Origin of the sequence: Marinomonas aquiplantarum (assembly GCF_003314975.1) — a bacterium.
GTDB lineage: Bacteria > Pseudomonadota > Gammaproteobacteria > Pseudomonadales > Marinomonadaceae > Marinomonas > Marinomonas aquiplantarum.
The window spans coordinates 41,077-66,172 of record NZ_QNRF01000003.1; the positions used below are offsets into that span (position 1 = coordinate 41,077).

The following is a 25,096-nucleotide window of genomic DNA, read 5'->3' on the forward strand; positions in this document are numbered from 1 at the left end:
CTTAATGACGCACAGGAACCGCCTCGCTGGCTTCTCTCATACGTTTACGATGAGCAACAAACTCAGCACTTAAAATATAATCCCCTTGATCTGTATAAGACAACGCACCTCGGTTAACTAAAGCATCTAACGTTTTAGGGAGCACTTTTTGCCTTCTCTCTCCCTTCACAAAGTAATATTGCTCTCCCATCTGGACCAGCTTGAATCCAGACTCTAAAAATCCAACGCATAAATTTTGAGTTGGCGTTAACTTGAGTTTCATCATTTCCCTCTCATTGCCGTCTCGTTAAATAACTCATAAAAATAACTATAGACGCTTTTTCGGAAAACGAAATTTCAACTAACTTAATATTACAAAAAGATAAAAAACATAAAAAAAGGGAAGACCTTTGCAAGGTCTTCCCTTTTTTATCAACTTTTTAGTGATCTAGTCAGCAAAGACCACTGTCTTATTACCGTGCACCAGAACTCGGTCTTCCAAGTGGTAACGCAAACCTCGAGACAGCACCAATTTTTCAATGTCTTTCCCTAGTCGCACCATATCTTCTGCAGAATGACTGTGACGTACTCGAATAACATCCTGCTCGATGATTGGACCCGCATCCAGATCTGCTGTCACATAATGACAAGTCGCCCCAATCAGCTTAACCCCTCTTACCGCTGCCTGATGATAAGGCTTAGCACCAATGAAGGATGGCAAGAAACTATGGTGAATGTTGATCACTTGATGCTTGTACTTCTCACACAAATATTCTGGAAAAATTTGCATATAACGAGCCAGCACAATGGTATCCGCACCGGTTTCATCAATACGAGCTTCAATTTCTTGAAACGCCGGCATCTTGTTTTCTTTTGGCACCGGGATACAAAAATACGGCACGTTATACCATTCCACCATAGAGCGAAGATCTTCATGGTTTGCGATGACACCAACAATCTCACAGTTCAATTCGCCAGTGTGCCAGCGATGCATGATGTCATTTAAACAATGAGACTCTTTCGTAGCCATTAAGATGACTTTTGGACGGTCTTCACTGTCTTTCACATACCACTTCATATTGTATTCTTCTGCAATTGGCGCGAATTCTTCACGGAAAGTATCCACGTCAATTGAAAGGCTTTCGGCGTCAACATCATGACGCATAAAAAACCACTTTTGCTCTAAGTCTGTGTGGTGACTTGCTTCAATAATCGAACCAGAACGCTCGTTTAAGAACTGACTAACGGCCGCTACAATCCCTACTCGATCGGGACAACTAATCACAAGACGAAATGTTTTTCTCATACTAGAAACTTATAAACCTTTTAAAATCAGCAAGTTAAATAACTCACAAACAATCGAAATTAATTTTCAGGAAATTATACTGGATCCAACGCTTAAGGCACAGATTTATGTTTAATTAGATAACATTGGTGGATCTTAGTATTACGCTCAAAATCCGGATCCAATGTCGAACGAGTAATATCCTGTACATCAAATTCACTCATTAAATCGTCATCCAAACGGAAACGACGGTAATTATTGGAGAAAATAAGCTCACCTTCAGCGGCCAGCCTAGCCATCGCCAGTCTCACCAAGTCACCATGGTCTCGCTGAATGTCCAACACATCCGCCATTTTCTTTGAGTTAGAAAAAGTCGGAGGGTCCATAAAAATCAGGTCGAATTCATCACGACTCTGTTTTAACCACTCAAAACAATCTGCACGCACGACTGTATGATCACGCTCAGAAAACTCATTTAATTCAATATTACGACGCGCCCAGTCTGTGTAGGTATTTGACATATCAACACTCAATGTTGTCAAAGCCCCACCTTGACCAGCATGCACAGACGCCGATGCGGTATAACAAAATAGATTTAAGAAACGCACACCATCAGCTTTCTGTTGGATCAACTTACGAACCGGTCGATGATCTAAAAACAGCCCAGTGTCTAAATAATCTTTAAGATTAACGATAAAGTCACAACCGTATTCTTCAACGATCATTTCATGTTGTGATTGATCCAGTTTCTCATACTGGCCTTTCCCTGCTTGACGCTGACGATGTTTCACCACCACGTTCGATTCCGCTATGTTCAATGCACTTGGGATCGCAGACACCACTTCAAATAAACGTTGCTTAGCCTTTTCAGGGTCAACACTTTTTGGTGCTTGATACTCTTGCACATGAGCCCAGTCGTTATACAAGTCAATCGCAACGGCATACTCAGGCATATCTGCATCGTACACGCGGAAGCATTGAATTTTGTTTTTAACGGCCCATTTTTTCATTTTTTTCAGGTTTTTTTGCAAACGATTCGCCACCATTTGCGCGCCCGGTGTCATCACAGATTGGGCGACCGCGTCCGCTTTAATATTGGCGTCCAATACCGGAAATTGATAAGCACGACACTCAATACCACCATTAATCACGCGGGTACTTTTTTCCGGTCGAACAGGGATTTGACGGGCTAAATGATCATTACTGGTCAGCATCATAAATTGCCAACCATGAGCATGCTTCACAACCCATTCACCCAACTGACGATACAAGGCAATCAATGCCATTTCATCACCCAAACGCTCACCATAAGGAGGGTTCGTAATGACCAAGCCTGGTTGCGCTTCATCAACGATAAATTCGTGCTCTTGGAAAGGTGACATGCTCACTTCAATGAGCCCAGTTAACCCTGCTCGCTTAATGTTTTCACGAGCAGCGGCAATGGCTTTTTGCTCTCGATCTGTCCCCTGAAAGCGAATACCTAAACTTTCAGGGTCTTTTTTACGATTTTTCGCCAAGTCATTTAACTGTTGCCACAAACGGTGATCATGCTGCTTCCAACCTTTAAATCCCCAGTACTGACGACGCAAGCCTGGTGCAATGTCCAACGACATCAATGCCGCCTCAACCAAAAACGTCCCCGAACCACACATGGGATCAATCAATTGTTTCAGATCTGAATCCACACCCCAGCCCGCTCTTAACAGCAAGCCAGCGGCTAAGTTTTCTTTTAACGGCGCCATTGCACCTTGCTGACGATAACTGCGTCTGTGCATACTCTCGCCAGACAAATCAACGCTTACCGTAACAACATCGCGCTTGATGCGAACAGCAATCCGAACATCAGGCTGATTTTTTTCAACACTTGGTCGCTCGCCAGTTTGAGCAACAAAATAGTCAGCGATGGCATCTTTGGTTCGCACAGCACCAAACTGAGTATTACGAATGTGATGGTTCGTACCATGGCAATCAATCGCAATGGTATTACTGACCAACAAGTGTTGTGACCAATCAATGGCCTTTACCCCATTGTACAAATCGTCCGCCGATTCCATTTTAAATTGGGCGATTGGCAACATGACGCGAGTGCCAACGCGAGACCAAAGACATGCTTTGTAAATGCCTTCTAAATCCGTTGTCAGTTTAACTTGCGCTTCACCTAAGCGAGTTTGTGTTAAGCCTTCAGCGTGCAGCTCTTTTTCAAGAACATTCTCCATGCCGATTGGACAGGTTATTTCTAATGCGTACATCACTTGCTCTGGTGTTTCTGTATTTGGGTTCATTAATCAATACTTTTGGTTCAGTGTCATGACAATATGGTCAAGCCATAAATAAGAAAGGCGGGATCAAATCCCGCCCTGGCACGAAGACGATCACATCGTCTCTCGCGCTAAATTTCAATTCGTTATTCAGTTATTCAAATCTCGTTCTCTATAGTAAGCGTCGGTACTGGCAATGGCTTCTTTGACCAATTCAGGTCCATGGTAAATAAAGCCAGAATACATTTGCACCAATCGCGCACCCGCTTGCAATTTTTCAACCGCATCAGCGCCAGTAGAAATACCACCAACCCCAATAATAGGTAACGTATCTTTCAAATGCTCGGCCAACACTCTCACCACATGCGTTGAAGCATCACGCACTGGCGCACCGCTCAAACCACCAGCCTCTTCTGCAAAACGGTGGCCGCTCACAGCATCACGAGACAAGGTCGTGTTGGTCGCAATGATGCCATCGACTTTTTGTTCCACCAAGGTATCAGCAACCAATTTAATTTCATCGTCCGACATATCCGGCGCGATTTTTACCGCCAACGGAACGCGTTTGCCATTCTCTTCTTGGTAGCGATCTCGCGCTTCGACCAATGGGGAAATCAATTCCGCGAGACTCTCGCCAAATTGTAAGCTACGCAAACCGGGTGTATTTGGAGAGCTGATGTTCGCTGTAATATAGTCAGCATAAGGTATCACGGCTTCCAGACAGGCAAGATAATCGGCCGCCGCATCTTCAACGGAAGTGCTGAGGTTTTTGCCAATATTTACCCCTAAAATACCTGGGTAACGATGCTTTTTAATACGCGAAACCAGATGATCAACCCCCTTATTGTTAAACCCCATGCGGTTGATAATGGCTTCGTGCTCAGGCAGTCGAAACAAGCGCGGCTTTGGGTTACCAGCTTGACCTTTCGGTGTCACTGTCCCAACTTCCACAAAGCCGAATCCACAAGCACCAAGCGCTTCAAAGGCATCTGCATTTTTGTCTAGCCCTGCTGCTAAACCTACTGCATTGGGAAAACGCAAGCCCATTACATCCACTGGTTTTGTCGATGGCAAGCTAGAAAAGAATTTGTTTAAGCCTAATCGACTGCTCGCTGCGAGCATATCCAAGGACAGCTCATGTGACACTTCTGGGTCTAATTTAAACAATAGCGAGCGGGCAAACTGATACATAAAAAAGCTCCTCAATGGGATCATTTGTCATCTTGGGTGTCATCTCAGTTTAGTCACACCCACTAATTTATTCCTATTATCAAATTCGACTTCAAACAGACCATGAATGCCTTGGTGGGTGACAAAAGATTGAAACGCGGACAAAGGTAATTGTACCTTACGTCCGTCTAAGCTACTTGCCACTAAATTCTTTGCAGCACCAGCATACATAGCTTCATATTTAAACGCAGGCAAAGCCACATTTAATACAAGTTTCGCCATTATTCTTTCCTGCGCTTACATTACCCTTACAAAGTTCGCTCTGTGCGTAAAGATTTGAATCCGATAAGATGGACACTATTATATGGCCTTCACACCTTTTTTGACAGAAGTATAAGGAATCTCAATTCGATGGTAACTCTTGTTGAGCAACTAAAAGATCACCTCAATCAAGCCATTATTGGTCAAGAAGAATTAACACACGAATTATTGGTTGCGCTGATCGCCAATGGTCACGTTCTTTTAGAAGGCCCACCGGGCATCGCCAAAACCACGGCAGCCAAGGCATTAGCGAATACCATAGACAGTCGTTTCCAACGCATTCAGTTTACACCTGACCTGCTTCCAGGCGATATAACTGGCTCCGACATTTACCAGCAAGAAACCGGACAGTTTAGTTTTGTCGCCGGGCCCATTATGAATGACATTGTACTCGCCGATGAAATCAACCGCGCGCCTGCAAAAGTACAATCCGCGTTGCTTGAAGCCATGGGGGAAAAACAAGTCACAGTGGGCAATCAAAGCTACCCTCTACCAGCTTTGTTTTTTGTCATCGCCACCCAAAACCCCATTGAGCAAGAAGGCACTTACCCTCTTCCAGAAGCACAACTTGATCGCTTTATGATGAAAATCAACCTTGGCTATCCAAGTGCCAACAGTGAACTAGAAGTACTTCGCCTCGTTCGACAACAAGATTTGCACAAAACCACGACAGACAAACCGCAAGCACTTTGTCGTCCTGAGCAAATTCTGGCCTTACAGCAGCAGGCATTAGGCTTATATATGTCTGAAAGTGTTGAGCAATATATTGTGCAATTGGTGGTAGCGACACGCCAACCCGAGCTGTATCTAGGACAACAAGCGCAAGATTTGAAACTGATTGAATTTGGTGCCAGCCCTCGTGGCACTCTGGCTTTAGATCGTTGTGCGCGTGCCAACGCACTGTTAAACGGTCGCGATTTCGTCACCCCTGACGATGTTAGACAAGTCGCTTTACCTGTACTTAGGCACAGAATCATTACATCATTTGAAGCTCAAGCCTCTGGACTATCAACAGACGACTTACTGAATCGACTTATTAGCCATGTACCAGCGTTATGATTAACCCGATATAAATGACTATGAGCGCTCTTTTAGCCCCCTCTTCACCAGAATTACAAGAAGTGGATTTTGCCCAATTAGGGCATTACGCCAAACACCTTGGACGCGCCCCAAGAGCTCACCACTTCGCTCTGACCAGTGGTGAGCGCCACGCCCATCTTAAAGGGCAAGGTTTAGAAATGTTGGAACTTCGTGCTTATCAAGCCAGCGATGATTTACGCCACATTGATTGGCGCGTGACCGCTCGAACAGGTCAAGCTCAGACTCGTCTCTATGCACAAGAAAACGAACACCAAAGACTGCTCCTAATGGACCTTTCAAGTGAGGCCTATTTCGGTACAAAACACAGCTTCATTTCAACTCGTTTTGTGCAGTTAGCAGGCATCATTGCTTGGCGCACAAAACAACAAGGTGACAAACTTTCTTATCGCCTGTGCTTTGGCGGACAAGATATTTGGCAACAAACAACGCCTCTGTTACCAAAATTATTTCACCCCTTATCGCAAGCCAGCTTAATACAATCACGTCATCACGCAACGCCTGCACTGCAAATACTGACGCCAAACCCTGTCAGTCTAAAAGCTCGCAATAAAGATGTGATTATTTTGACCGACAAACAACAGCTCGGTCGACCTGAAACCCTTTATTTAAAGCAGCTTGCACAGCACAACAAGGTATTCTGGGTGCAAATAATAGACGTCAACACTTTTAAGCTCGTTCCAGGACAATATCAGATAAAAAGTGTTTCTGGTGAGTCTATAGTGCACGTCAGCAAACACAGTTCAAATTTGGCTCAGCAAGCTTTTCAAAAACAAAATCAACAACTAAAAAAACAGCTAAATCAGCTCGACATTGAGCATCTGGTATTTGATTTATCTGAGCCTCCCGAAGGCATCGCTCGCTACTTACTGTCATTAGGAGCCATTGGATAATGACTCAAGCATCGCCTGTCGACTTACCAAATAAAGGCTATTTATTGCCCGATGCCGTTGCCATGTGGCCACCCGCTTGGTGGACTTGGCTTGTGCTTGCCTTGTTATGCGCGTTGCTGATTAGCTCTCTATGGTGGTTATTAAAGCGACATAAGAAACGAGCGTATCGACGAGAAGCCCTAATCATTTTGAAACAGCAAACAAACCAAGACTTAACCGCCAGTCATATCATTTTATGCCACGAACTGATTCGCCGTTGCCTCATCAGCTCAGGCAAGGAACAACAAGCGGCCCTAAGCAGCCGAGATTTAATGGCTGTTTTAGACCAACATATGACAAAAAGACATAACTTTGCACAGCTCGGTGACGCCTTTATCCTCGCGCCATATCAAGCCAACATCGAGGTCAATGCCAAAGAGATTGAGAAAATGATATCAACCACTCGTTATTGGATTAGGAAACACCATGCTTGAATTTGTCTGGCCTTGGTTCCTGATTGTCTTGCCCATACCGTTATTGGCTCGCTGGTTACCCAGTGCCAAACCAAGCAGTGATGCATTATGGTGGGCACAGTCTCAGCACCTTATCCAACATCAAGATAAGTCAACGAGCTATGGTCAATCCCTATTAGGCAAAAGCTTCTTGTGGTTGGCTTGGATACTGTTAGTGATTGCGATTAGTCGCCCAACCTGGGTCGGAGAACCAACACAAGTCACCCCATCCGGGCGCGATTTACTCATTGCTTTAGACTTATCAGGCAGCATGAAAATAACCGATATGACACTCAATCAGCAAACCGCTGATCGCTTACAGGCCGCCAAAGCGGTACTGACTGATTTCATAGACAAACGTCGCGGCGATCGCATTGGTATCATTGTGTTTGGCACAAAAGCGTTTCTTCAAGCACCTTTGAGCTTTGACACCAAAACCATCAACCAGCTCGTCCAAGAAACGCAAATTGGCTTTGCTGGACAAAGAACGGCCATCGGAGACGCTATTGGCTTGGGCATTAAACGCCTAGAAGGTAAAGCGGCTGATCAAAAAGTATTGATTCTTATGACCGATGGCGCCAACACAGCAGGACGCGTCCAGCCTAGCCAAGCTGCCGCCTTTGCCGCATCCCAAGATGTTCGCATCCATACTATAGGGATCGGAGCGGACAGCATGATGGTACGAGGATTTTTTGGCCCCAAAGAAGTCAATCCATCCAGCGATCTTGATGAAGCACTATTAAAAGACATTGCCTCTCAAACCGGCGGTCAATATTTTCGCGCCAAAAGCACCGAAGATTTACAACGCATCTACCAACAACTGGATGAAATGGAACCCACCCCTTCAGAAGACGTTTGGCAGCGCCCTGTGACCTCATTTTTTCATTGGTTTGCTCTGCTCGCTATCTTAAACTTTGGCCTCTCTTTGGTTGCTAATAATGGCTATTATTTAAGCAAAAGGGGGCGCACATGACGCTCGCCGACACCCTACATTTTGAACGCCCATGGTGGCTACTTTGTATTCCGGTGACCTGGTTATTGGCATGGTTATTTGATGGCAAAAAAACACAACAGAAGCAGCTCAACCAACTTGTGGACGCTCACCTACTCCCCTATTTACAAGCCTCTTCTTCACAACCTGCGCTTAATAAATGGCTTGGTGTGCTTTGCCTATCACTTTGCTGGATCGGCTTAACGGGGATAAGCTGGCAACAATCTCCCCATAAAATGTACACCAACACTCAGCAAACCATCTTTGTTGTCGATCAATCTCTCTCTATGTACGCAACTGATATCAAACCCAATCGCCAAACACAATTAAAACAAACCGTTCGCGATATTTTAAATCACAGCCAGGGTGGCGATGTCGCTTTAGTGGCTTACGCTGGTGACAGTTATGTCATTAGCCCATTTAGCCAAGATAAAGAAACCATCATTCATTTTCTGCTGGCATTAGAACCCATTATCATGCCGGTTTATGGCAACCACCTCAGTCAAGCCATTGAAACGGCATTAAGCTTAAATAAAGCCGCGTCATCGCTACACTTGATTGTATTGACCGACGATCTCGCCGACAGAGATAAAGACGCCATTCCAGACTTACTGGACGACAAAAATATCACATTCGACCTAATCGCTTTTGGTACAGAAAAAGGCAGCCCAATCAAATTGCCTAATGAGCGCATACTAAAAAAATCAGGCCAGACCATTATTCCAAGCACGCCTTTAACGGAACTTGAAAACTTCACCCATGATCTAGGAGGACATTTTTACCATGGCCGCCTAGATCAACAAGCATTACAGCAAATCAATCGACATCAGCCTCAACAAAATCAAAATAAACAGGCCGATAATAAAAGCATTGTTTGGCAAGACCAAGGCCACTGGTTTGCTTTACCTTTTTTAATGTGGCTTGCTTACCAATTCCGCCGCGGCGTGCTTTTCTTTCTATTGATCGGCATGTTTTCAACGCCCAGTAAAACACTGTATGCCTCCCCGCTGGATTGGTTTAAGACACCTGACCAACAGGCACAACAAGCCGTTAATGAAGGTGACTGGCAAACCGCAGAAAAACTCTTCAAGCGACCAGATTGGCAAGCGGCCTCCTCATACGCCATAGAAAAATACGACCGCACCATCCAATTATTAGAGCAATCCAATCGCCAAGCTGCCGATAACTACAACCTCGGCAACGCCTATGCGCTTGCAGGCCAAACAGACAAAGCCATAGAGTCCTACGAAAAAGCACTTGAGCAAGACCCACAGCTGAGCGCAGCAAAAGAAAATCTTGAGTACCTAAAGCAGCAACAGCAAAGCAATCAATCACCACAAGATACTAACAAGCCGTCGCCAACAACCAACCAACATCAAGACCAATCGTCCGATGGACAGCAATCCAAACAAAAAAACGACTCTGACGATGCAAAAAATTCTGACAAAACGAACGAAACACAAGACAAAGACCAACCACCAAAGGATAATGGTCAAACAGAGACAGGCAATAAACCGTCTGCACAAACAAATACTCAGCAAAACCTAGAAAGCAAACAAGCCCTAGAACAGTGGTTACGTCAGATTCAAGACGATCCCGGCAGCTTGTTACAACGCAAACTAGAGTATCTGCATCAAGAAAAACGTAATCAAAATTTATTAATGCAAGAGGATGGGATGAACCCATGGTAAGTCGTCAGTCACAATTCACTTTTTTCCAGTCGCGTTTAAGATCTGTATTACAGTCTTGTCTGGTTATAAGTTTATTGGTTGCGGCTCAATCCTCGCTGTATGCCGCCAGTGTGACTGCCAGCCTTAATAAAAATGTTGTGACTGAAAATTCGCTCGTACAACTGACCTTAAGAGCCGACTTTAGCGACACAGGAAATGGCCCTGAATTGTCGCCACTGCAGAAAGACTTCGAAATCCTAGGCAAAAGCCAAAACAGTCAATTTAGTTTCAATCTCGGCACCAGCAAAGCACTCAATTTTTGGGTAATCTCTCTCATGCCAAAATCGGTTGGCACCCTTGAGATCCCGCCAATTAAGATTGGTGACCATCAATCACAAGCCATTAAATTGCAGGTCAATAGCGCGCCTCAATTGTTAGACGACAATGGCAACCCACCTGTCATCATGAAGCTGCAGGCCTCCAACGTTGAGCCTTATTTACAACAACAAGTCATCTTGAGCGTTAAACTCTATACGTCTGTCGCTCTACAAAACGCCAATCGCTCTGTACCAGCACAGCCAAATCTTGTCATTGAGCGCCTCATCGATGATCAAATGAATTACGAAACCATCAATGGCACGCAATATCAGGTCATCACTCGCGAATACCTGAGTTTCCCTCAGCGCAGTGGCCCTATGACCATTCCACCACAAAGCGTACAAGCCATGATCAATACGTCCTCGGGACGAAAGCTAATCAAGGTACAAAGTGAGCCTCTAAACTTGCAAGTTCTACCAATACCAGCAAGCTATACAGCCGACTCTTGGTTACCCAGCGAAGAAGTAACCATAAGTACCAAACTGACCGCCGCCACCGATACGCCAAGGGTTGGTGACACCCTAATGTGGGAAATTAATGTTCGCGCAAAAGGCTCGCTACCAGAGCAAATCCCAACATTGGATTTCAATAGCACCCGCCAATATAAGCTATACCCTCAGCCACCTAAATTTAGCAACCAAAAAACCGTTCTAGGTGTCACAGGAGAGCAAAACATACAGGTTGAAGTCGTACCAACTGCTGATGGCGAACTCACGCTGCCAGACATTGACATTACTTACTGGAATACGAAAACGCGACAGCTAGCTCACGCCACAGCCAAGACACAAGGCATCCTCATTGCCGCGTTACCGACAGCCCAAAATACAAACCCCAAACCCGACATAGACACTTCGCCGTTGCCAGCACAACCTAGCTCCACTGCCCCTATATCCTTGGTAAAAAAACCTGAACCGGCAAAAGCAGCAACATTGAATGATCAAGCAAGCATGGCTTCGTCACCTGAACAACAAGAAAGCACTTCACTGTCACTTCGTGACTGGGTTATCTATGCCCTTTTAACGGTGGCTAGCTTACTTTTGATCGCTGGTTTGTATAAGCGCTTCAAGAAATCAGAAACAGACCTCCCCACGGAAGCCAGCGTCCCCACTTTGCAGGAATTCGCTCCTTTATCCACGCCTGATGAGGCAAGCGCCTTTAACATTTTGATTCAGTGCTGCCGACAAAATCAACTTTCTGAGTTACGCGCAAACCTGCTAGAATGGGCTCGCCATCGCTGGGGAGACCATGAAATTCGTACGCTAGATGACATCAAACGCTTAACTTCTGTACAGGTAACGCAGTTATTAATGGAAGCCGAGTTAATGATGTATTCCAACAATCCGATGCACGAATGGCAAGGCAATCCACTTGCTGATGCGCTTGAGGAATATTCAAGCGGCCAAGCAAAGCCATCGCAAGCGAGTCAGCTAAAAGCCTTATATCCGAATTTTTAAAGTTAGATCTTCAAAGGAAATAAAGACATGACACCATATCAATCTGGCATCATCGCAGAACCCTCTAGTGATGCGTGTTTTGTCACTCTTAACGTCAAGCGCTCACGAATGACGGAATTCAAGCAATCATTAGCCATGATTCCAGACTTGGTGAGCCAAATCCAAGCGCAATTTCCAAAGGCCGAATTACATGCCGCCATAGGATTTAGCAAACTCATTTGGTCAGAATTGGACAACAAGCAACCGCAGGAACTCGACCTATTTCCAGCTCTTAAAGGCCCAGAAATCGAGATCACACCAACGGATGTCGACTTGGTTTTACACATACGTGCAATGCGTCATGATGCTAGCTTCCAACTCACTCAAAGCTTATTCGCTCTTTTCGGTGATAGCGTCGAACTTGTCGAAGAAGTGCAGTGTTTTCTTTATAAAGACAGCCGTGACCTAACAGGCTTTGTCGATGGCACAGAAAACCCTCAGGGAGAACAGCGTAAAGCGGTTGCCTTAGTTGGCGACGAGGATGCAGACTACCGCCACGGCTCATATTTCAACTTGATGCGCTTTTCACACAATCTTACCAAGTGGCAAAAAGAAGATTTAAAAACACAAGAAGACACATACGGTCGCACCAAAGAAGACAACGAAGAATATCCATCTGCTGATAAATCCCCTAACGCCCACACCAAGCGTACTTCACTAAAAGACGAAGATGGCAAATCCATTGAAATTCTTCGCCAAAGTATGCCATACGGCAATCTAAACGATCAGGGGTTAATGTTTGCAAGTTACGGAAAAAGCGCAAGTCACTTTAACCTAATGCTAAAGAGCATGATTTTAGGCGACGAACAAGGTCACACTGATCACCTAATGAGGTACACCACAGCCAAGACGGCTCAGGCTTTCTTTATGCCACCTACTACCTGGTTTCATAAGTTCCAGTCATAACAGACGGGATCTAAAACCGAATACAGTAAACAAAGTACTTCCGTTCAGAACAGACAAAACCAAAAAAGCCACTTCATTGAAGTGGCTTTTTTTATAGCAAATCGCTTAATAACGATTAACGCTCGATATCAGCCTGATTCGTTAGGTAAGCCTGCTGAGACTCTGTGCTCATGCTTGCTTGATTCTGACTCAAATAACGCTCGTAGGCTTGCTGTTGCTCATCAGAGACAGGCTCCGTACCAACAGCAACTTGATTCAAACGAATCAAAGCGACATCGCCATTCGACATGTCTTTAATGTCCGTAACGGGACCTTGATCTGGGTGCGGTAAAGAGAAAGCCAACGACGTGATTTCATCTTGCCCACGCTTAGCACTTTCAACGCTTGTCCACTGTGTTGAAGAAGAAGCCTTCGCAGCAAGCGCTTTTTCTTTCAACGATGCCAATGCTTTATCCTGAATAACGATGGACGCTACTTGATCTTTCACTTCGTCGAAACTCTGTACTGACTCCGGCTGATGATCGTTGAGATGAATAACAACCACTTCGTCGTCATTTAATTCAATCAAATCACTGTTTTGACCATCTTCTAATACTGAGGTTCCAAACGCTGCCGCAATCACAGCGGCATTGGCCGTTACATCATCCGTACCACCTTGGCGACCAAAGTAAGCACTCTGCAACACATCAACACCGTACTCTTTAGCAATACCTTCTAGGTTATCACTCGCATAAGCTAGGTCAGTAATATCTTCATGAGCAGTGAGTAACGCATCACGCGTTTTGTCTGCCATTAAAGACTCTGTGAGTTGCGCTTTTTCAGACTCAAAGCTAGGCACATCTACTTTAGACACCTCATCGAGTTGAATTAGATGGATGCCATAATCCGTTTTAGCTTCTTTTACATCGCCCTGCTGCATAGAGAACAAGACATTTTCAAAGGCTTCATCCATTGACCCTTTCTCAATGAAGCCCAAGTAGCCGCCATCATTTTTAGAACCAATATCATCAGAATATTGCTCAGCCAAGCTTGCAAAGCTTTCGCCTGCCGCTAGCTTGTCTTCCACTTCTTTCACAATAGCTTGTGCTTCTGCTGAAGAACGATCAGCCGTTTCAATCAGTATATGAGAAGCCGATCGCTCTTCTGGCGCGGTCTCAGCCACTAAAGCTTGATACGCATTTTGTAATTCAGCATCTGTGACTTGCACCTTACTGGCGAAATCAGCGCTGGATACGACAACATAATCTACTTTCACCTGCTCAGGTGTCTTAAAGCCGTCCTTATGCTCATCATAGTAAGCCTGTAGCTCTGCATCTGTAACGCTGGTTTGTTCAGACTCATCCGCTAAAGAAAACGAAACATAATCATAACTACGCACTTGCGACTGTAAATTGGTTACCACATCCGTTTGATAAGGCAACACAAACTCAGAACCGGCAATGGCATTACGTGGCTGCTGAATTAAAACATCTTGCTTGATACGTTCTTTAAATGCCAAAGGCGTAAAACCTAAAGAACGCAAAAAGTTCAGATACTTGGTTTGATCGAATTGTCCGTTGGTCTGAAATTGTTCAGCCTGCAACAAATACGTATTTACCTGTTCATCTGACACGCCCAAACCAAGCTCATCGGCCTGATTGGCTAATACGGCACGCTGGATAAGTTCATCCAAAGCGCGACGCTGTAATAAATTGTCTTCTAGTAACGCCGGATTAATCTGACTTCCCATCATGGAAATCAACTGGCGACGTTGAGTTTCCGCGCCTTGCAACATTTGTGTACGGGTGATTTCAACTCCGTCCACTTCGGCCACTTTATCGGAAGAATTAAAACTCGTAACCAAGGCGTCAACGCCAAATAGAGCAAAAGTCACGACGATAAAACCAACAATGATCTTGACAACAATGCCTTGTGACTTATCTCTGATATCTTGGAGCATTACTGCCTCCACATGAAATTAATAAATTACCTAATAAAAAAGGTGTATTCCGCTTGGAATACACCTTTTTGTATCTAATGGCGGAACAGACGGGACTCGAACCCGCGACCCCCTGCGTGACAGGCAGGTATTCTAACCAACTGAACTACTGCTCCAAATGCATTAGTTTACAGCGTCTTTTAGACCTTTGCCGGCTTTAAAGCCAGGAACCTTAGCGGCTTTAATTTGGATTTCCGCACCAGTTTGAGGGTTGCGGCCAGTGCGTGCAGCACGTTCTTTAACAGCAAAAGTACCAAAACCTACAAGTGTTACCTGGTCACCTTTTGCCAAAGCCGTTTCAATTGCTTTTAAAGTAGCGTCAAGAGCATTGCTCGCAGAAGCTTTAGATAAATCAGCAGACGCTGCAATAGCATCAATCAATTCAGATTTGTTCACGTTGTACCCCTTCAGTATTTTCGTGGTTCCTTAGTTTTAATTTCGGCGCAGTATATATATGCCAACCGACAAGGCCGAGCGAGCAGTTATACAAGCCTAACCTACTCCCTGTCAACACAGGATGGATCTAATGATGACTTACAGACTCTTGTTCATCAACAGTTTTTTCACTCGAAGGTAATGTTTCTACCTTTTTTGGTGAAGGAATATACTCTAAAGCAATATCCAGCACTTCATCAATCCATTTTACTGGGACAACCTCAATATCGGCTTTGATATTGTCTGGAATCTCTTTCAAATCACGACTGTTTTCTTGCGGAATAATGACAGTTTTAATACCACCCCTATGAGCCGCTAGAAGCTTCTCTTTCAAACCACCTATAGGTAGCACCTCTCCACGCAGCGTAATCTCGCCTGTCATCGCCACAGAGGCTTTAACAGGGACTTTTGCAAGCACGGATACAATAGCGGTACACATTGCTACACCTGCACTCGGCCCATCCTTTGGCGTAGCGCCTTCTGGCACGTGTAAATGCAGGTCTACTTTTTCATGAAAATCTTCATCAATTCCCAGTCCAGATGCTCGACTTCGCACCACTGTCAAAGCCGCCTGAATGGACTCTTGCATGACGTCACCAAGGGAGCCTGTTTTCACATGACGACCTTTACCAGCCACACCAGCCGCCTCAATGGTCAATAATTCACCACCAACAGACGTCCAAGCCAAACCAGTCACCTGACCAATTTGATTTTTTTCTTCGGCTTTGCCGTAGCTAAACTTGTGAACACCAGAGAAATCTTCCAAATTGTCACTGGTCACGGAAACAGCTTCTGGCTTTTTCGCTTTCGCTAAGGCCTGTTTTTTCACAACACGACGGCAGATTTTACTGATTTCACGCTCTAAACCACGAACACCCGCTTCTTTGGTGTAGTAACGGATCACATCCATCAAAGCGTCATCCGTAATGTCAATTTCATTGGCCTTTAAACCAGCCAACTTGACTTGCTTTGGCAACAAATAGCGCTTGGCAATATTCAGTTTTTCATCTTCGGTATAACCAGGTATGCGGATCACTTCCATACGATCCAGCAAAGGCCCTGGAATATTCATACTGTTAGAAGTACAGATAAACATCACATCAGACAAATCGTAGTCTACTTCTAAATAGTGGTCATTAAAGGTATGGTTTTGCTCTGGATCCAACACCTCCAACAAAGCAGAGGCTGGATCACCACGTTGATCCATGCCCATCTTATCGATCTCATCCAATAGGAAAAGTGGGTTTTTCACCTTCACTTTGGTTAACTTCTGCAACAATTTACCCGGCATAGAACCAATGTAAGTACGACGGTGACCACGAATCTCAGCCTCATCACGCACGCCACCTAACGCCATACGAACGTATTTACGATTGACCGCTTTGGCAATCGACTGACCTAATGACGTTTTACCCACACCCGGCGGCCCAACTAAACACAATACCGGCCCTTTTACTTTCTTAACACGCTGCTGAACCGCTAAGAACTCCAAGATGCGCTCTTTCACATCTTGCAAGCCGTAATGATCCTGATTCAATACTTTTTCGGCATACGCTAAATCGTTACGAACTTTACTGCGTTTTTTCCAAGGCAGTGACACCAACCAATCAATGTAACCACGCACCACGGTTGCTTCGGCCGACATAGGCGACATCATGCGCAACTTTTTCAGCTCCGCTTCCGCTTTGTCTTTGGCCTCATCCGTCATGCCGACTTCCGCGATTTTTTCCTGCAGCAAATCCAGTTCATTACTACCGTCTTCCATATCACCAAGCTCTTTTTGAATGGCCTTCATTTGCTCATTCAAATAGTATTCTCGCTGACTCTTCTCCATTTGTTTCTTAACGCGACTACGGATATTTTTTTCAAGATGAGCAATGTCTAGCTCGCCATCCATCAAACCAATCAGATATTCACCACGACCCACCAAAGAATCCACTTCAAGCACTTTTTGCTTATCTTCAAGCTTCAAGCTCATATGGCCGGTGATGTTATCGATCAATTTAGCCAAGTCATCAATAGACTTAAGAGAGGCCACGACTTCGGACGGGATACGCTTGCTACCAGCAACGTATTCATCCAATTGCTTTAATAATGCACTTCGAATCACATCAAATTCAGCTTGATCTTCTTCGATCTGCTCTAGCTCAGTCACTTCGCCAAGAACAAACTCCGCCTCATCTTTCATGGATTCAAGACGTGCACGCTTCACCCCTTCAACCAAGACTTTGACCGTGCCATCAGGAAGACGTAATAACTGCATTATTTTCGCAGTGGTACCGATTGAATATAAATCTTCTGTTGTCGGGTCATCTTTTGAAGCGTCTTGCTGCGCCACAAGAAAGACATGTTTATCCCCTTCCATCGCGGATTCAAGCGCTGCAATGGATTTAGCGCGACCAACAAACAACGGCAATACCATATGGGGATAAACCACTACATCACGTAGCGGCAACATTGGAAGAAGCAAAGTATCTGACATATAAATTTCCAACTTGGGCGCAATCACAAAAGGCGCACTTACTATCTATTAAATTGAGGATTAAGAAAGAGATAAGGGCAAAGCAGAAAAATACAAGCACTTATATCCATTCAATTTAGCTTAGATCGACATGAAAAGCGAAAAACAAAAAAGCCGAGATTAAGAATGACTTAAACTCGGCTTTTTATAACAGGCAAGGAAATTAGGCGTTTTTCGCCACGTCTTCCTTTTCTATTACCATTAATGGGGCAGATTCACCACGAATAGACGGCGCATCCATTACCACCTTAACCACATCTTGTCGTGATGGCAGATCATACATGCAGTCTAACAAAGCAGACTCCAAAATACTGCGCAAGCCACGCGCTCCTGTTTTACGCTCTAGCGCTAACGAAGCTGCTTCCAACAAAGATTCAGGCGTAAACTCTAAGGTCACACCTTCTAATTCGAACAAGTGCTGGTACTGTTTGACCAAGGCATTTTTAGGCTCGCTCAGAATCGTAACAAGCGCCTCTTTGTCCAGTTCTGACAAGGTAGCCACAACAGGCAATCGACCAACAAACTCTGGAATCAGACCGAATTTCACCAAGTCTTCGGTTTCCACATTGTGAACCGTTTCAGAGAAAGACTTACCTTCATCTTTACTTTTCACTTTAGCAGAGAAACCAATACTACTTTTCTCAGTTCGCTCACCAATCACACGTTCAAGGCCTGCAAACGCACCACCACAAATAAACAAGATGTTAGACGTATCAACCTGCAAGAACTCTTGCTGTGGATGTTTACGACCACCTTGCGGCGGCACTGATGCAACCGTACCTTCAATTAATTTCAGAAGCGCTTGCTGAACACCCTCACCAGATACATCACGAGTGATGGATGGATTGTCTGACTTTCTAGAAATCTTATCGATCTCATCAATGTAAACAATTCCGCGCTGCGCCTTCTCAACATCATAGTCACAGTTCTGCAAAAGCTTTTGAATGATGTTTTCAACATCTTCACCAACATAACCAGCTTCGGTTAAAGTCGTCGCATCAGCAATCGTGAAAGGCACATCCAATACACGCGCTAGAGTTTGTGCTAACAAGGTTTTACCACTACCAGTCGGACCAATTAGCAAGATGTTACTCTTACCCAGCTCCACGCCTGCTTCTGACTTACCTTGATGACGTAGACGTTTGTAGTGATTATAAACCGCTACCGCTAACACTCGCTTAGCACGATCTTGACCAATAACATAATCATCAAGCGCAGTGCTTAACTTCATTGGCGTAGGCAATTCATCTTCTGAAGCTGACTCACCTTCTACTTGTGACAACTCTTGTGTGATGATGTTATTGCATAAATCAACACACTCATTACAAATATAAACCGATGGACCGGCTATAAGCTTCTTAACTTCATCTTGGCTCTTGCCACAGAAAGAGCAATACAATAACCGATCGGAGTGGTCGCCACGGCTAAAATTATCATCCGACATTTATTCCACCCTTAAAAAAATTAAACTGTACGTTTTTGTAAAATATCATCAATTAACCCGTACTCTTTTGCCGTTTCAGGATTCATAAAATTATCCCGATCAGTATCAACAGCAACCTGATCTATTGGCTTGCCAGTATGGAATGAGATAATTTCATTAAGCTTATGCTTAATACTCAAGATTTCACGTGTATGGATCTCAATATCTGATGCCTGACCTTGATAGCCACCAAGCGGTTGGTGAATCATGACACGAGAATTTGGCAGACAATAACGTTTACAAGCAGCACCGGCTGTCAATAAAAGCGCCCCCATACTGGCCGCTTGACCAATACACATAGTACTCACATCTGGTTTGATGAACTGCATTGTATCATAAATAGACATACCAGCGGTGACAGAGCCACCAGGGGAGTTGATGTACAAATGAATGTCTTTATCTGGGTTCTCAGACTCTAAAAACAACAGCTGAGCCACCACTAGATTCGCCATGTGATCTTCGACCTGACCAACCAAAAAGATAACTCGCTCCTTCAGCAAGCGAGAATAAATATCGAAAGACCTTTCGCCACGAGCGGTTTGCTCAATGACCATAGGAACAAGGCCATTACTTGTAATTGCTACGGGACCAGTTGTTGGGTTCGTCAAATTCATATCGCATTCCTTAAAACAAAAAAGTCGACATAACCTAAGCTATGTCGACCTTATTCAAAAAAGATAAGACGGAAGTCTTATGCTTCTTCTCCAGCTTCTTCAGCTTGAGCGTTTGGCTTGATAGCGTCTTCATAGCCCAAAGTTACTTCAGTTACTTGAGCGGATTCCAACAGTTTATCAACAACCTGCTCTTCAAGTACAGCAGATTGAACTTGAGCTAACTGCTCTTTGTTCTTCAAGTAGAAGTCGATAACTTGCTGTGGCTCTTGGTAAGCTTGAGCCATATCTTCCAAGAAAGTACGTACGCGATCATCATCAACTTTGATGTCATCTTTCTTGATTACTTCAGAAATCAACAAACCAAGTTTAGCGCGTTTTTTCGCTTCGTCTTGGAACAATTCTGCAGGAAGTTGAGAAGCATCAAAGCCTTCACCACCAAATTGTTGAGCCGCTTGCTTACGAAGTGCATCCACTTCTTGATCAACCAATGCAGAAGGTACTTCCACTTCGTTGATAGAAGAAAGACCGTCAAACAACGCTGTCTTAAGCTTAGCTTTAACCGCTTGGTTCAACTCACGCTCCATGTTTTTACGTACTTCAGCACGCAAAGCATCCAACGTCGCTTCTTCTAGACCAAACTTCTCAACGAATGCATCGTCAAGTTCAGGCAATACTTGCTCAGCCACTTCAGAAACAGTGATTTTGAACGTTGCAGCTTTACCTTTTAGGTTTTCAGCTTGGTAATCTTCTGGGAAGGTTACTTCAATTGAACGCTCTTCACCCGCTTTCGCACCGACAATACCAGTCTCAAAACCAGGAATCATTGTGTTAGAGCCAAGCACCAATTTATGTCCTTCTGCTGAACCACCTTCAAAGGCTTCATCGCCTAGGTAGCCAACAAAATCGATGGTCACTTGATCGCCATCAGCCGCTTCACGCTCAACAGCATTCCACTCTGCATTTTGCTTACGCAATGTTTCTAGCATAGTGTCAACGTCAGCATCTGTTACTTCAGAAATAACACGGTCAACTTTGATTGCTGAGTTATCAGCCAACTCAACTTCTGGGTACACTTCAACCTTAACAACAAACTCAAGGTCAGCGCCTTCAGCAAAATTCTTAGGCTCAATTGCTGGCATACCGGCTGGTTGAATGTCTTCTTTTTGAATCGCTTCAACATACGCATCACGCATAATTTGCTCTACAGCATCAATACGAATACCTTGGCCATAGCGTTTTTTAACAACACTAACTGGCACTTTACCTTTACGGAAACCATCCAGACGGATAGTTTTGGCTGTTTTCGCCACTTCAGTATTTACTTTCTCGTCTACACGAGCTGCTGGAACAGTGATATTCAGTACGCGCTCAATTGGAGACGTTGTCTCTACAGAAACTTGCATAAAATTTCCTCTCGGGAACTTGCTTTAATTTGTTGGTTTCAATCTGACCCGAAAGGGTCACTCATGTAATACAGCCAACAAAACCTAAACTTATTAAAGTAATGGGCTGAAATGGCGCGCCTGAAGGGATTCGAACCCCTGACCGTCCGCTTAGAAGGCGGATGCTCTATCCGACTGAGCTACAGGCGCAATACTCATTACATTTCTTGTGGTGGGCTATTATAGGGATGGAATAGCAATCGTCAACCAATAGACATAAAAAAGCCCAGTTAAACTGGGCTAAAATGACTATTTGTTACTAAGGAACCGAGAATAGTTAAACTCTACTACTCCGCAGCACAAATATCACAAAAGGAACAAGACAAATAATACTACCGACTCCCCACAAAAACAACCTGAATGCGCCATAAAATAGCACGTTGCACTCTTCTTGTGCATTGTGCATAAATCCTCACTCTATTACCTAGCTCGTCGGCCTATGCTATGGTAATAAGCCTGTTTCTTACCGAGCAAAACAAGCCACTATAATGACCGATCGCATCTTGTATTTAATCACTGTTTTTAAACGTTATGGATTACTGACCTTAAACCACTTTAAAACAAGTGCTTTATCACAAAAAGCCGCGCAGCTTACCCTATCCAGTTTATTAGCCGCCGTTCCGATTATTACCATCATCCTCGGCATTTTAAGTTTCACGCCGACTCTGCAAACTATGCAGACGCAACTGCTGAACTTCATTGAGTTGCATCTGGCACCTGGCTCAAGTGAACAAGTGTTGCCATATTTGATTCAATTCTCTGAGCAATCTAAGAAATTGCCCATTGCCGGGATCATCGCCCTTTTTCTAACCGCACTACTATTGTTAAACAGCTTTGAATCCAGTGTTCAGTCTATCTGGCAGATTCAGCAACGCCGAAAAATCAGAGAACGCCTACTGACCTATTGGGCGATTTTAACCCTAGGTCCAATTCTATTTGCGACAACACTTAGCCTTTATGGCACCTTAATCTCACTTGAATTTCAGCAGGATGACACAAGCTCATGGCTCAATAATCTGCTTGAATTAGGGAGCATGGTGCTATACTTTTTAATGCTATTAACCTTAAATTACCTAACACCAAATGCTGAGGTTTCCATTAAACTTGCCAGTATCGCCGCTCTTTTCGGCAGCATTGGCCTGGTGATTCTCAATTATATCTTTAGTTCTTTTGCACAATTTTTCACTAACTACCAAATTGTATATGGTGCCTTTGCAGCCTTACCGATTTTTTTAATTTGGTTACAGCTGTCATGGCTAATCATTCTGGCTTCAATTTGTTTGTGCGCCACACTACATAAGATTAAAACTTAGCATCTGGTCAAGTTTGATGTAGAATCGCGCCTATTTTTAAAAACAGAGCCTAAAATGACTAACACGATTGACCAACTCAACCAAATTTTAGACGAAGCTGACTGCCTTGTAGACGAGCATCAAATCGATGCCGCACTAGATAAAATGGCACAACAGATAACCGCAGACTTGGGAGACAAACTCCCTCTCGTTTTGTGTGTTATGAATGGCGGCTTAATCCCAACTGCAGCACTTATTGAGCGTTTAAACTTTCCACTTGAGTTAGATTACATCCATGCCACACGCTATGGCATGGAAACGGAAGGCGCGTCCCTAAACTGGTTAAGCTACCCACAAACCAGCTTGAAGAGTCGTCATATCTTAGTGGTTGACGACATTTTCGACCAAGGTCATACCCTGCAAGCCATTAGCAAATGGCTTGAAGAACAAGAAAGCAGCGCTGTGTATACTGCGACCGTAATCAATAAACTACATAACCGCAAAACAGACATGACGCCTGATTACATTGGAACGGATGTTGTTGACCGTTTCTTGTTTGGCTATGGCATGGATTACAAAGGCTACTTTCGTAACTTAAAAGGCATTTACGCCGTTAAAGACAGCTAAATCCATTCCTCTCAACCCCATCTGTTTCAGCATGGGTCCACTGAGACAAAAAAGGCGCCTGCATTGCAAGGCGCCTTTTTTAATACCTTTACTTAAGTATGTCGCTTAAAAAACTCGGTTAAAACCATTCAAAGCGGCCACACGATACGCTTCCGCCATCGTAGGATAGTTGAAGGTAGTATTTAAGAAATACTTCAACGTATTTTGCTCACCAGGCTGCTTCATGATCGCCTGACCGATGTGAACGATCTCAGACGCTTGGTCACCAAAACAGTGAATACCTAACAACTCTAGCGACTCACGATGGAACAAAATCTTCAACATACCTACCGCTTCACCCGTAATCTGAGCGCGGGCGGTATTTTTAAAGAAAGCACGACCCACTTCGTATGGCACTTTCTCCGCAGTCAATTCCGCTTCCGTTTTACCAACAGAGCTGATTTCAGGAATGGTATAGATACCTGTCGGTACCTCGCTGATAAACTCACCACCAGGCATGTTAAACATATTCGCCGCGGCTGCACGACCTTGGTCGTAGGCAGCACTCGCCAAACTTGGCCAACCAATCACATCACCAGCCGCATACACATTTTCCACCTGCGTCTGATAAGTGTCATTTACCGCCAACTGACCACGACTGTTTGCTTCCAAACCAATCGCATCTAACCCCAAGCTGTCGGTATTACCTGAACGACCATTACAGAACAGCAAAGCATCCGCACGTAGCTTCTTACCAGACGCCATGTGCATGACCACACCACGTTCCGTCGTCTCAACAGACTCATAGGTTTCATTGTGACGAATCAACACGCCACCATCACGCAAGTGATAACTCAATGCATCGGTAATTTCATCATCCAAGAAGCTTAGTAACTTCTTGCCTGGATTGATTAATTCAACACGCACTCCTAAACCACAAAAGATAGAAGCGTATTCACAACCAATGACACCTGCGCCATAAATAATCAATGAACGCGGTGTATGATTCAGACTTAAAATAGTGTCTGAACAGTAAATACGAGGGTGAGAAAAATCGATATTGGCCGGACGATAAGGACGCGAGCCTGTCGCGATCACAACCTGTTTAGCAACCAACAATTCTGGGCCACGCTCATAAGTGTTTACTTCTATGGTGTTCGCATCTTTAAATTTGCCTCGACCAAAGTAAATATCAATACGGTTACGTGCGTAGTATTCAGTACGACCTACAACCTGCTTATCAATAACCTTATTTGCTCTATCCAATACCTTAGGGAAAGAAAACCAACGCGGCTCACCGATATCACGAAACATGGTATTCGTATTAAAGGCAATGATTTCTTTAACCGCATGACGCAAGGCTTTAGAAGGGATGGTTCCCAAATGCGTACAACTACCACCTACCTGTGAACTGGCTTCAATGACAGCGACTTTCTTACCTGCTTTCGCCGCACTCATGGCTGCGCCTTCACCTGCAGGCCCTGTACCTAGAACCACAACATCATAATGTCTCGTTGTCATAACACCCTCTATTCGTTCAATTATTTAGATGCGTCGTAAAATGCATCGTCTGAGACTTTCGCGGCCGCGGCTTTTTTCGTTTCTTTTTCACATTTAACTTTATCGCCACCACAAATATCACAAGCCACTTCCATGCCAAGCGCACTCATGCCGCCACAGGACCCAGAAATAGGCTTACGCCCCATCAACACACCAACCGACATTGCGGTGACCACCAACAACATCGCTGCAAACACGATAATAGCCGTTAACATAACGCCTCCTAAAGCAA

General features: G+C 44.4%; 22 protein-coding genes and 2 tRNA genes. 9 read left to right on the top strand and 15 right to left on the bottom strand.

Annotation, left to right across the window (positions count from 1 at the left end; all coding sequences use genetic code 11):
* Position 1: 1 nt before the first annotated feature.
* The 5 genes from DFP76_RS06030 to DFP76_RS06050 form a co-directional block, all read right to left on the bottom strand.
* Entirely contained in the window at positions 2-265 is a 264-nt protein-coding gene (locus DFP76_RS06030) for a formyltetrahydrofolate deformylase (protein WP_245931884.1), read from the bottom strand.
* A gap of 162 nt (positions 266-427) precedes the next feature.
* The gene (gene purU, locus DFP76_RS06035) at positions 428-1,285 is read right to left on the bottom strand and encodes a formyltetrahydrofolate deformylase (RefSeq protein ID WP_113873767.1); all 858 of its coding nucleotides are present in this window, start codon (positions 1,283-1,285) and stop codon (positions 428-430) included.
* Positions 1,286-1,377: 92 nt separating this feature from the next.
* Positions 1,378-3,546: a bifunctional 23S rRNA (guanine(2069)-N(7))-methyltransferase RlmK/23S rRNA (guanine(2445)-N(2))-methyltransferase RlmL gene (gene rlmKL, locus DFP76_RS06040; protein WP_113873768.1), complete on the bottom strand. Its 2,169-nt coding sequence runs from the start codon at positions 3,544-3,546 to the stop codon at positions 1,378-1,380.
* A 126-nt stretch (positions 3,547-3,672) separates the two neighbouring features.
* Positions 3,673-4,713 (bottom strand): quinone-dependent dihydroorotate dehydrogenase, encoded by a 1,041-nt coding sequence (locus DFP76_RS06045; protein WP_113873769.1) that lies wholly within the window; start codon positions 4,711-4,713, stop codon positions 3,673-3,675.
* Between the two features lie 39 nt (positions 4,714-4,752).
* Positions 4,753-4,974 carry a DUF2835 domain-containing protein gene (locus tag DFP76_RS06050; RefSeq protein ID WP_113873770.1) on the bottom strand — a complete coding sequence of 74 codons (222 nt, stop codon included), beginning with the start codon at positions 4,972-4,974 and terminating at the stop codon, positions 4,753-4,755.
* Positions 4,975-5,085: 111 nt separating this feature from the next.
* On the opposite strand from DFP76_RS06050, the gene DFP76_RS06055 reads away from it, so the two are divergent.
* The 7 genes from DFP76_RS06055 to DFP76_RS06085 are packed head-to-tail and all read left to right on the top strand — an operon-like array spanning position 5,086 to position 12,933.
* On the top strand, positions 5,086-6,072 hold the full coding sequence (locus tag DFP76_RS06055) for an AAA family ATPase (RefSeq protein ID WP_281269732.1): 987 nt from the start codon (positions 5,086-5,088) through the stop codon (positions 6,070-6,072).
* Between the two features lie 20 nt (positions 6,073-6,092).
* Positions 6,093-7,004 (top strand): DUF58 domain-containing protein, encoded by a 912-nt coding sequence (locus tag DFP76_RS06060; protein WP_113874138.1) that lies wholly within the window; start codon positions 6,093-6,095, stop codon positions 7,002-7,004.
* Complete coding sequence (locus DFP76_RS06065) at positions 7,004-7,477, top strand: DUF4381 domain-containing protein (protein ID WP_113873772.1); 474 nt, start codon at positions 7,004-7,006, stop codon at positions 7,475-7,477. Before DFP76_RS06060 ends, DFP76_RS06065 begins: the two co-directional genes overlap by 1 nt.
* Entirely contained in the window at positions 7,470-8,468 is a 999-nt protein-coding gene (locus DFP76_RS06070; protein WP_113873773.1) for a VWA domain-containing protein, read from the top strand. Before DFP76_RS06065 ends, DFP76_RS06070 begins: the two co-directional genes overlap by 8 nt.
* Positions 8,465-10,177: a VWA domain-containing protein gene (locus tag DFP76_RS06075; RefSeq protein WP_113873774.1), complete on the top strand. Its 1,713-nt coding sequence runs from the start codon at positions 8,465-8,467 to the stop codon at positions 10,175-10,177. Before DFP76_RS06070 ends, DFP76_RS06075 begins: the two co-directional genes overlap by 4 nt.
* Positions 10,171-11,988 carry a BatD family protein gene (locus tag DFP76_RS06080; RefSeq protein WP_113873775.1) on the top strand — a complete coding sequence of 606 codons (1,818 nt, stop codon included), beginning with the start codon at positions 10,171-10,173 and terminating at the stop codon, positions 11,986-11,988. Before DFP76_RS06075 ends, DFP76_RS06080 begins: the two co-directional genes overlap by 7 nt.
* A 27-nt stretch (positions 11,989-12,015) precedes the next feature.
* Positions 12,016-12,933 carry a Dyp-type peroxidase gene (locus DFP76_RS06085; RefSeq protein ID WP_113873776.1) on the top strand — a complete coding sequence of 306 codons (918 nt, stop codon included), beginning with the start codon at positions 12,016-12,018 and terminating at the stop codon, positions 12,931-12,933.
* A 115-nt stretch (positions 12,934-13,048) separates the two neighbouring features.
* On the opposite strand, the gene DFP76_RS06090 is transcribed toward DFP76_RS06085, so the two are convergent.
* The 8 genes from DFP76_RS06090 to DFP76_RS06125 all read right to left on the bottom strand — a co-directional run bounded on the left by DFP76_RS06090 (position 13,049) and on the right by DFP76_RS06125 (position 21,556).
* Complete coding sequence (locus DFP76_RS06090) at positions 13,049-14,872, bottom strand: SurA N-terminal domain-containing protein (RefSeq protein ID WP_113873777.1); 1,824 nt, start codon at positions 14,870-14,872, stop codon at positions 13,049-13,051.
* A gap of 78 nt (positions 14,873-14,950) precedes the next feature.
* Positions 14,951-15,027 (bottom strand) — tRNA-Asp (locus DFP76_RS06095).
* 7 nt (positions 15,028-15,034) lie between these two features.
* The gene (locus tag DFP76_RS06100; protein ID WP_013796597.1) at positions 15,035-15,307 is read right to left on the bottom strand and encodes an HU family DNA-binding protein; all 273 of its coding nucleotides are present in this window, start codon (positions 15,305-15,307) and stop codon (positions 15,035-15,037) included.
* 127 nt (positions 15,308-15,434) lie between these two features.
* Positions 15,435-17,828, bottom strand: a complete 2,394-nt coding sequence (lon, locus tag DFP76_RS06105; RefSeq protein ID WP_113873778.1) for an endopeptidase La — start codon at positions 17,826-17,828, stop codon at positions 15,435-15,437.
* Between the two features lie 202 nt (positions 17,829-18,030).
* Positions 18,031-19,311, bottom strand: coding sequence for an ATP-dependent Clp protease ATP-binding subunit ClpX (gene clpX / locus DFP76_RS06110; RefSeq protein ID WP_113873779.1), 1,281 nt, complete (start codon positions 19,309-19,311; stop codon positions 18,031-18,033).
* Positions 19,312-19,331: 20 nt separating this feature from the next.
* On the bottom strand, positions 19,332-19,964 hold the full coding sequence (gene clpP, locus DFP76_RS06115; RefSeq protein ID WP_113873780.1) for an ATP-dependent Clp endopeptidase proteolytic subunit ClpP: 633 nt from the start codon (positions 19,962-19,964) through the stop codon (positions 19,332-19,334).
* A 77-nt stretch (positions 19,965-20,041) separates the two neighbouring features.
* Positions 20,042-21,367 carry a trigger factor gene (gene tig, locus DFP76_RS06120; RefSeq protein WP_113873781.1) on the bottom strand — a complete coding sequence of 442 codons (1,326 nt, stop codon included), beginning with the start codon at positions 21,365-21,367 and terminating at the stop codon, positions 20,042-20,044.
* A gap of 112 nt (positions 21,368-21,479) precedes the next feature.
* A tRNA-Arg gene (locus DFP76_RS06125) sits at positions 21,480-21,556 on the bottom strand.
* Between the two features lie 338 nt (positions 21,557-21,894).
* Here DFP76_RS06125 and DFP76_RS06130 point away from each other — a divergent pair.
* Positions 21,895-22,719, top strand: coding sequence for a YihY family inner membrane protein (locus DFP76_RS06130; RefSeq protein ID WP_113873782.1), 825 nt, complete (start codon positions 21,895-21,897; stop codon positions 22,717-22,719).
* Between the two features lie 54 nt (positions 22,720-22,773).
* On the top strand, positions 22,774-23,325 hold the full coding sequence (locus tag DFP76_RS06135; protein ID WP_113873783.1) for a hypoxanthine-guanine phosphoribosyltransferase: 552 nt from the start codon (positions 22,774-22,776) through the stop codon (positions 23,323-23,325).
* Between the two features lie 105 nt (positions 23,326-23,430).
* Here the strand turns inward: DFP76_RS06135 and sthA are convergent, their stop codons facing one another.
* Positions 23,431-24,825: a Si-specific NAD(P)(+) transhydrogenase gene (gene sthA, locus DFP76_RS06140; RefSeq protein ID WP_113873784.1), complete on the bottom strand. Its 1,395-nt coding sequence runs from the start codon at positions 24,823-24,825 to the stop codon at positions 23,431-23,433.
* A 20-nt stretch (positions 24,826-24,845) separates the two neighbouring features.
* Positions 24,846-25,079, bottom strand: coding sequence for a (Na+)-NQR maturation NqrM (gene nqrM, locus DFP76_RS06145; protein ID WP_113873785.1), 234 nt, complete (start codon positions 25,077-25,079; stop codon positions 24,846-24,848).
* Positions 25,080-25,096 lie beyond the last annotated feature (17 nt).

Excerpts from the sequence above, each read along its gene's own strand:
- DFP76_RS06030 (WP_245931884.1), bottom strand. The coding sequence starts at position 265 with ATGATGAAACTCAAGTTAACGCCAACTCAAAATTTATGCGTTGGATTT.
- purU (WP_113873767.1), bottom strand. The coding sequence starts at position 1,285 with ATGAGAAAAACATTTCGTCTTGTGATTAGTTGTCCCGATCGAGTAGGG.
- rlmKL (WP_113873768.1), bottom strand. The coding sequence starts at position 3,546 with ATGAACCCAAATACAGAAACACCAGAGCAAGTGATGTACGCATTAGAA.
- DFP76_RS06045 (WP_113873769.1), bottom strand. The coding sequence starts at position 4,713 with ATGTATCAGTTTGCCCGCTCGCTATTGTTTAAATTAGACCCAGAAGTG.
- DFP76_RS06050 (WP_113873770.1), bottom strand. The coding sequence starts at position 4,974 with ATGGCGAAACTTGTATTAAATGTGGCTTTGCCTGCGTTTAAATATGAA.
- DFP76_RS06060 (WP_113874138.1), top strand. The coding sequence starts at position 6,093 with ATGAGCGCTCTTTTAGCCCCCTCTTCACCAGAATTACAAGAAGTGGAT.
- DFP76_RS06065 (WP_113873772.1), top strand. The coding sequence starts at position 7,004 with ATGACTCAAGCATCGCCTGTCGACTTACCAAATAAAGGCTATTTATTG.
- DFP76_RS06070 (WP_113873773.1), top strand. The coding sequence starts at position 7,470 with ATGCTTGAATTTGTCTGGCCTTGGTTCCTGATTGTCTTGCCCATACCG.
- DFP76_RS06075 (WP_113873774.1), top strand. The coding sequence starts at position 8,465 with ATGACGCTCGCCGACACCCTACATTTTGAACGCCCATGGTGGCTACTT.
- DFP76_RS06080 (WP_113873775.1), top strand. The coding sequence starts at position 10,171 with ATGGTAAGTCGTCAGTCACAATTCACTTTTTTCCAGTCGCGTTTAAGA.
- DFP76_RS06085 (WP_113873776.1), top strand. The coding sequence starts at position 12,016 with ATGACACCATATCAATCTGGCATCATCGCAGAACCCTCTAGTGATGCG.
- DFP76_RS06090 (WP_113873777.1), bottom strand. The coding sequence starts at position 14,872 with ATGCTCCAAGATATCAGAGATAAGTCACAAGGCATTGTTGTCAAGATC.
- lon (WP_113873778.1), bottom strand. The coding sequence starts at position 17,828 with ATGTCAGATACTTTGCTTCTTCCAATGTTGCCGCTACGTGATGTAGTG.
- clpX (WP_113873779.1), bottom strand. The coding sequence starts at position 19,311 with ATGTCGGATGATAATTTTAGCCGTGGCGACCACTCCGATCGGTTATTG.
- clpP (WP_113873780.1), bottom strand. The coding sequence starts at position 19,964 with ATGAATTTGACGAACCCAACAACTGGTCCCGTAGCAATTACAAGTAAT.
- tig (WP_113873781.1), bottom strand. The coding sequence starts at position 21,367 with ATGCAAGTTTCTGTAGAGACAACGTCTCCAATTGAGCGCGTACTGAAT.
- DFP76_RS06130 (WP_113873782.1), top strand. The coding sequence starts at position 21,895 with ATGACCGATCGCATCTTGTATTTAATCACTGTTTTTAAACGTTATGGA.
- DFP76_RS06135 (WP_113873783.1), top strand. The coding sequence starts at position 22,774 with ATGACTAACACGATTGACCAACTCAACCAAATTTTAGACGAAGCTGAC.
- sthA (WP_113873784.1), bottom strand. The coding sequence starts at position 24,825 with ATGACAACGAGACATTATGATGTTGTGGTTCTAGGTACAGGGCCTGCA.
- nqrM (WP_113873785.1), bottom strand. The coding sequence starts at position 25,079 with ATGTTAACGGCTATTATCGTGTTTGCAGCGATGTTGTTGGTGGTCACC.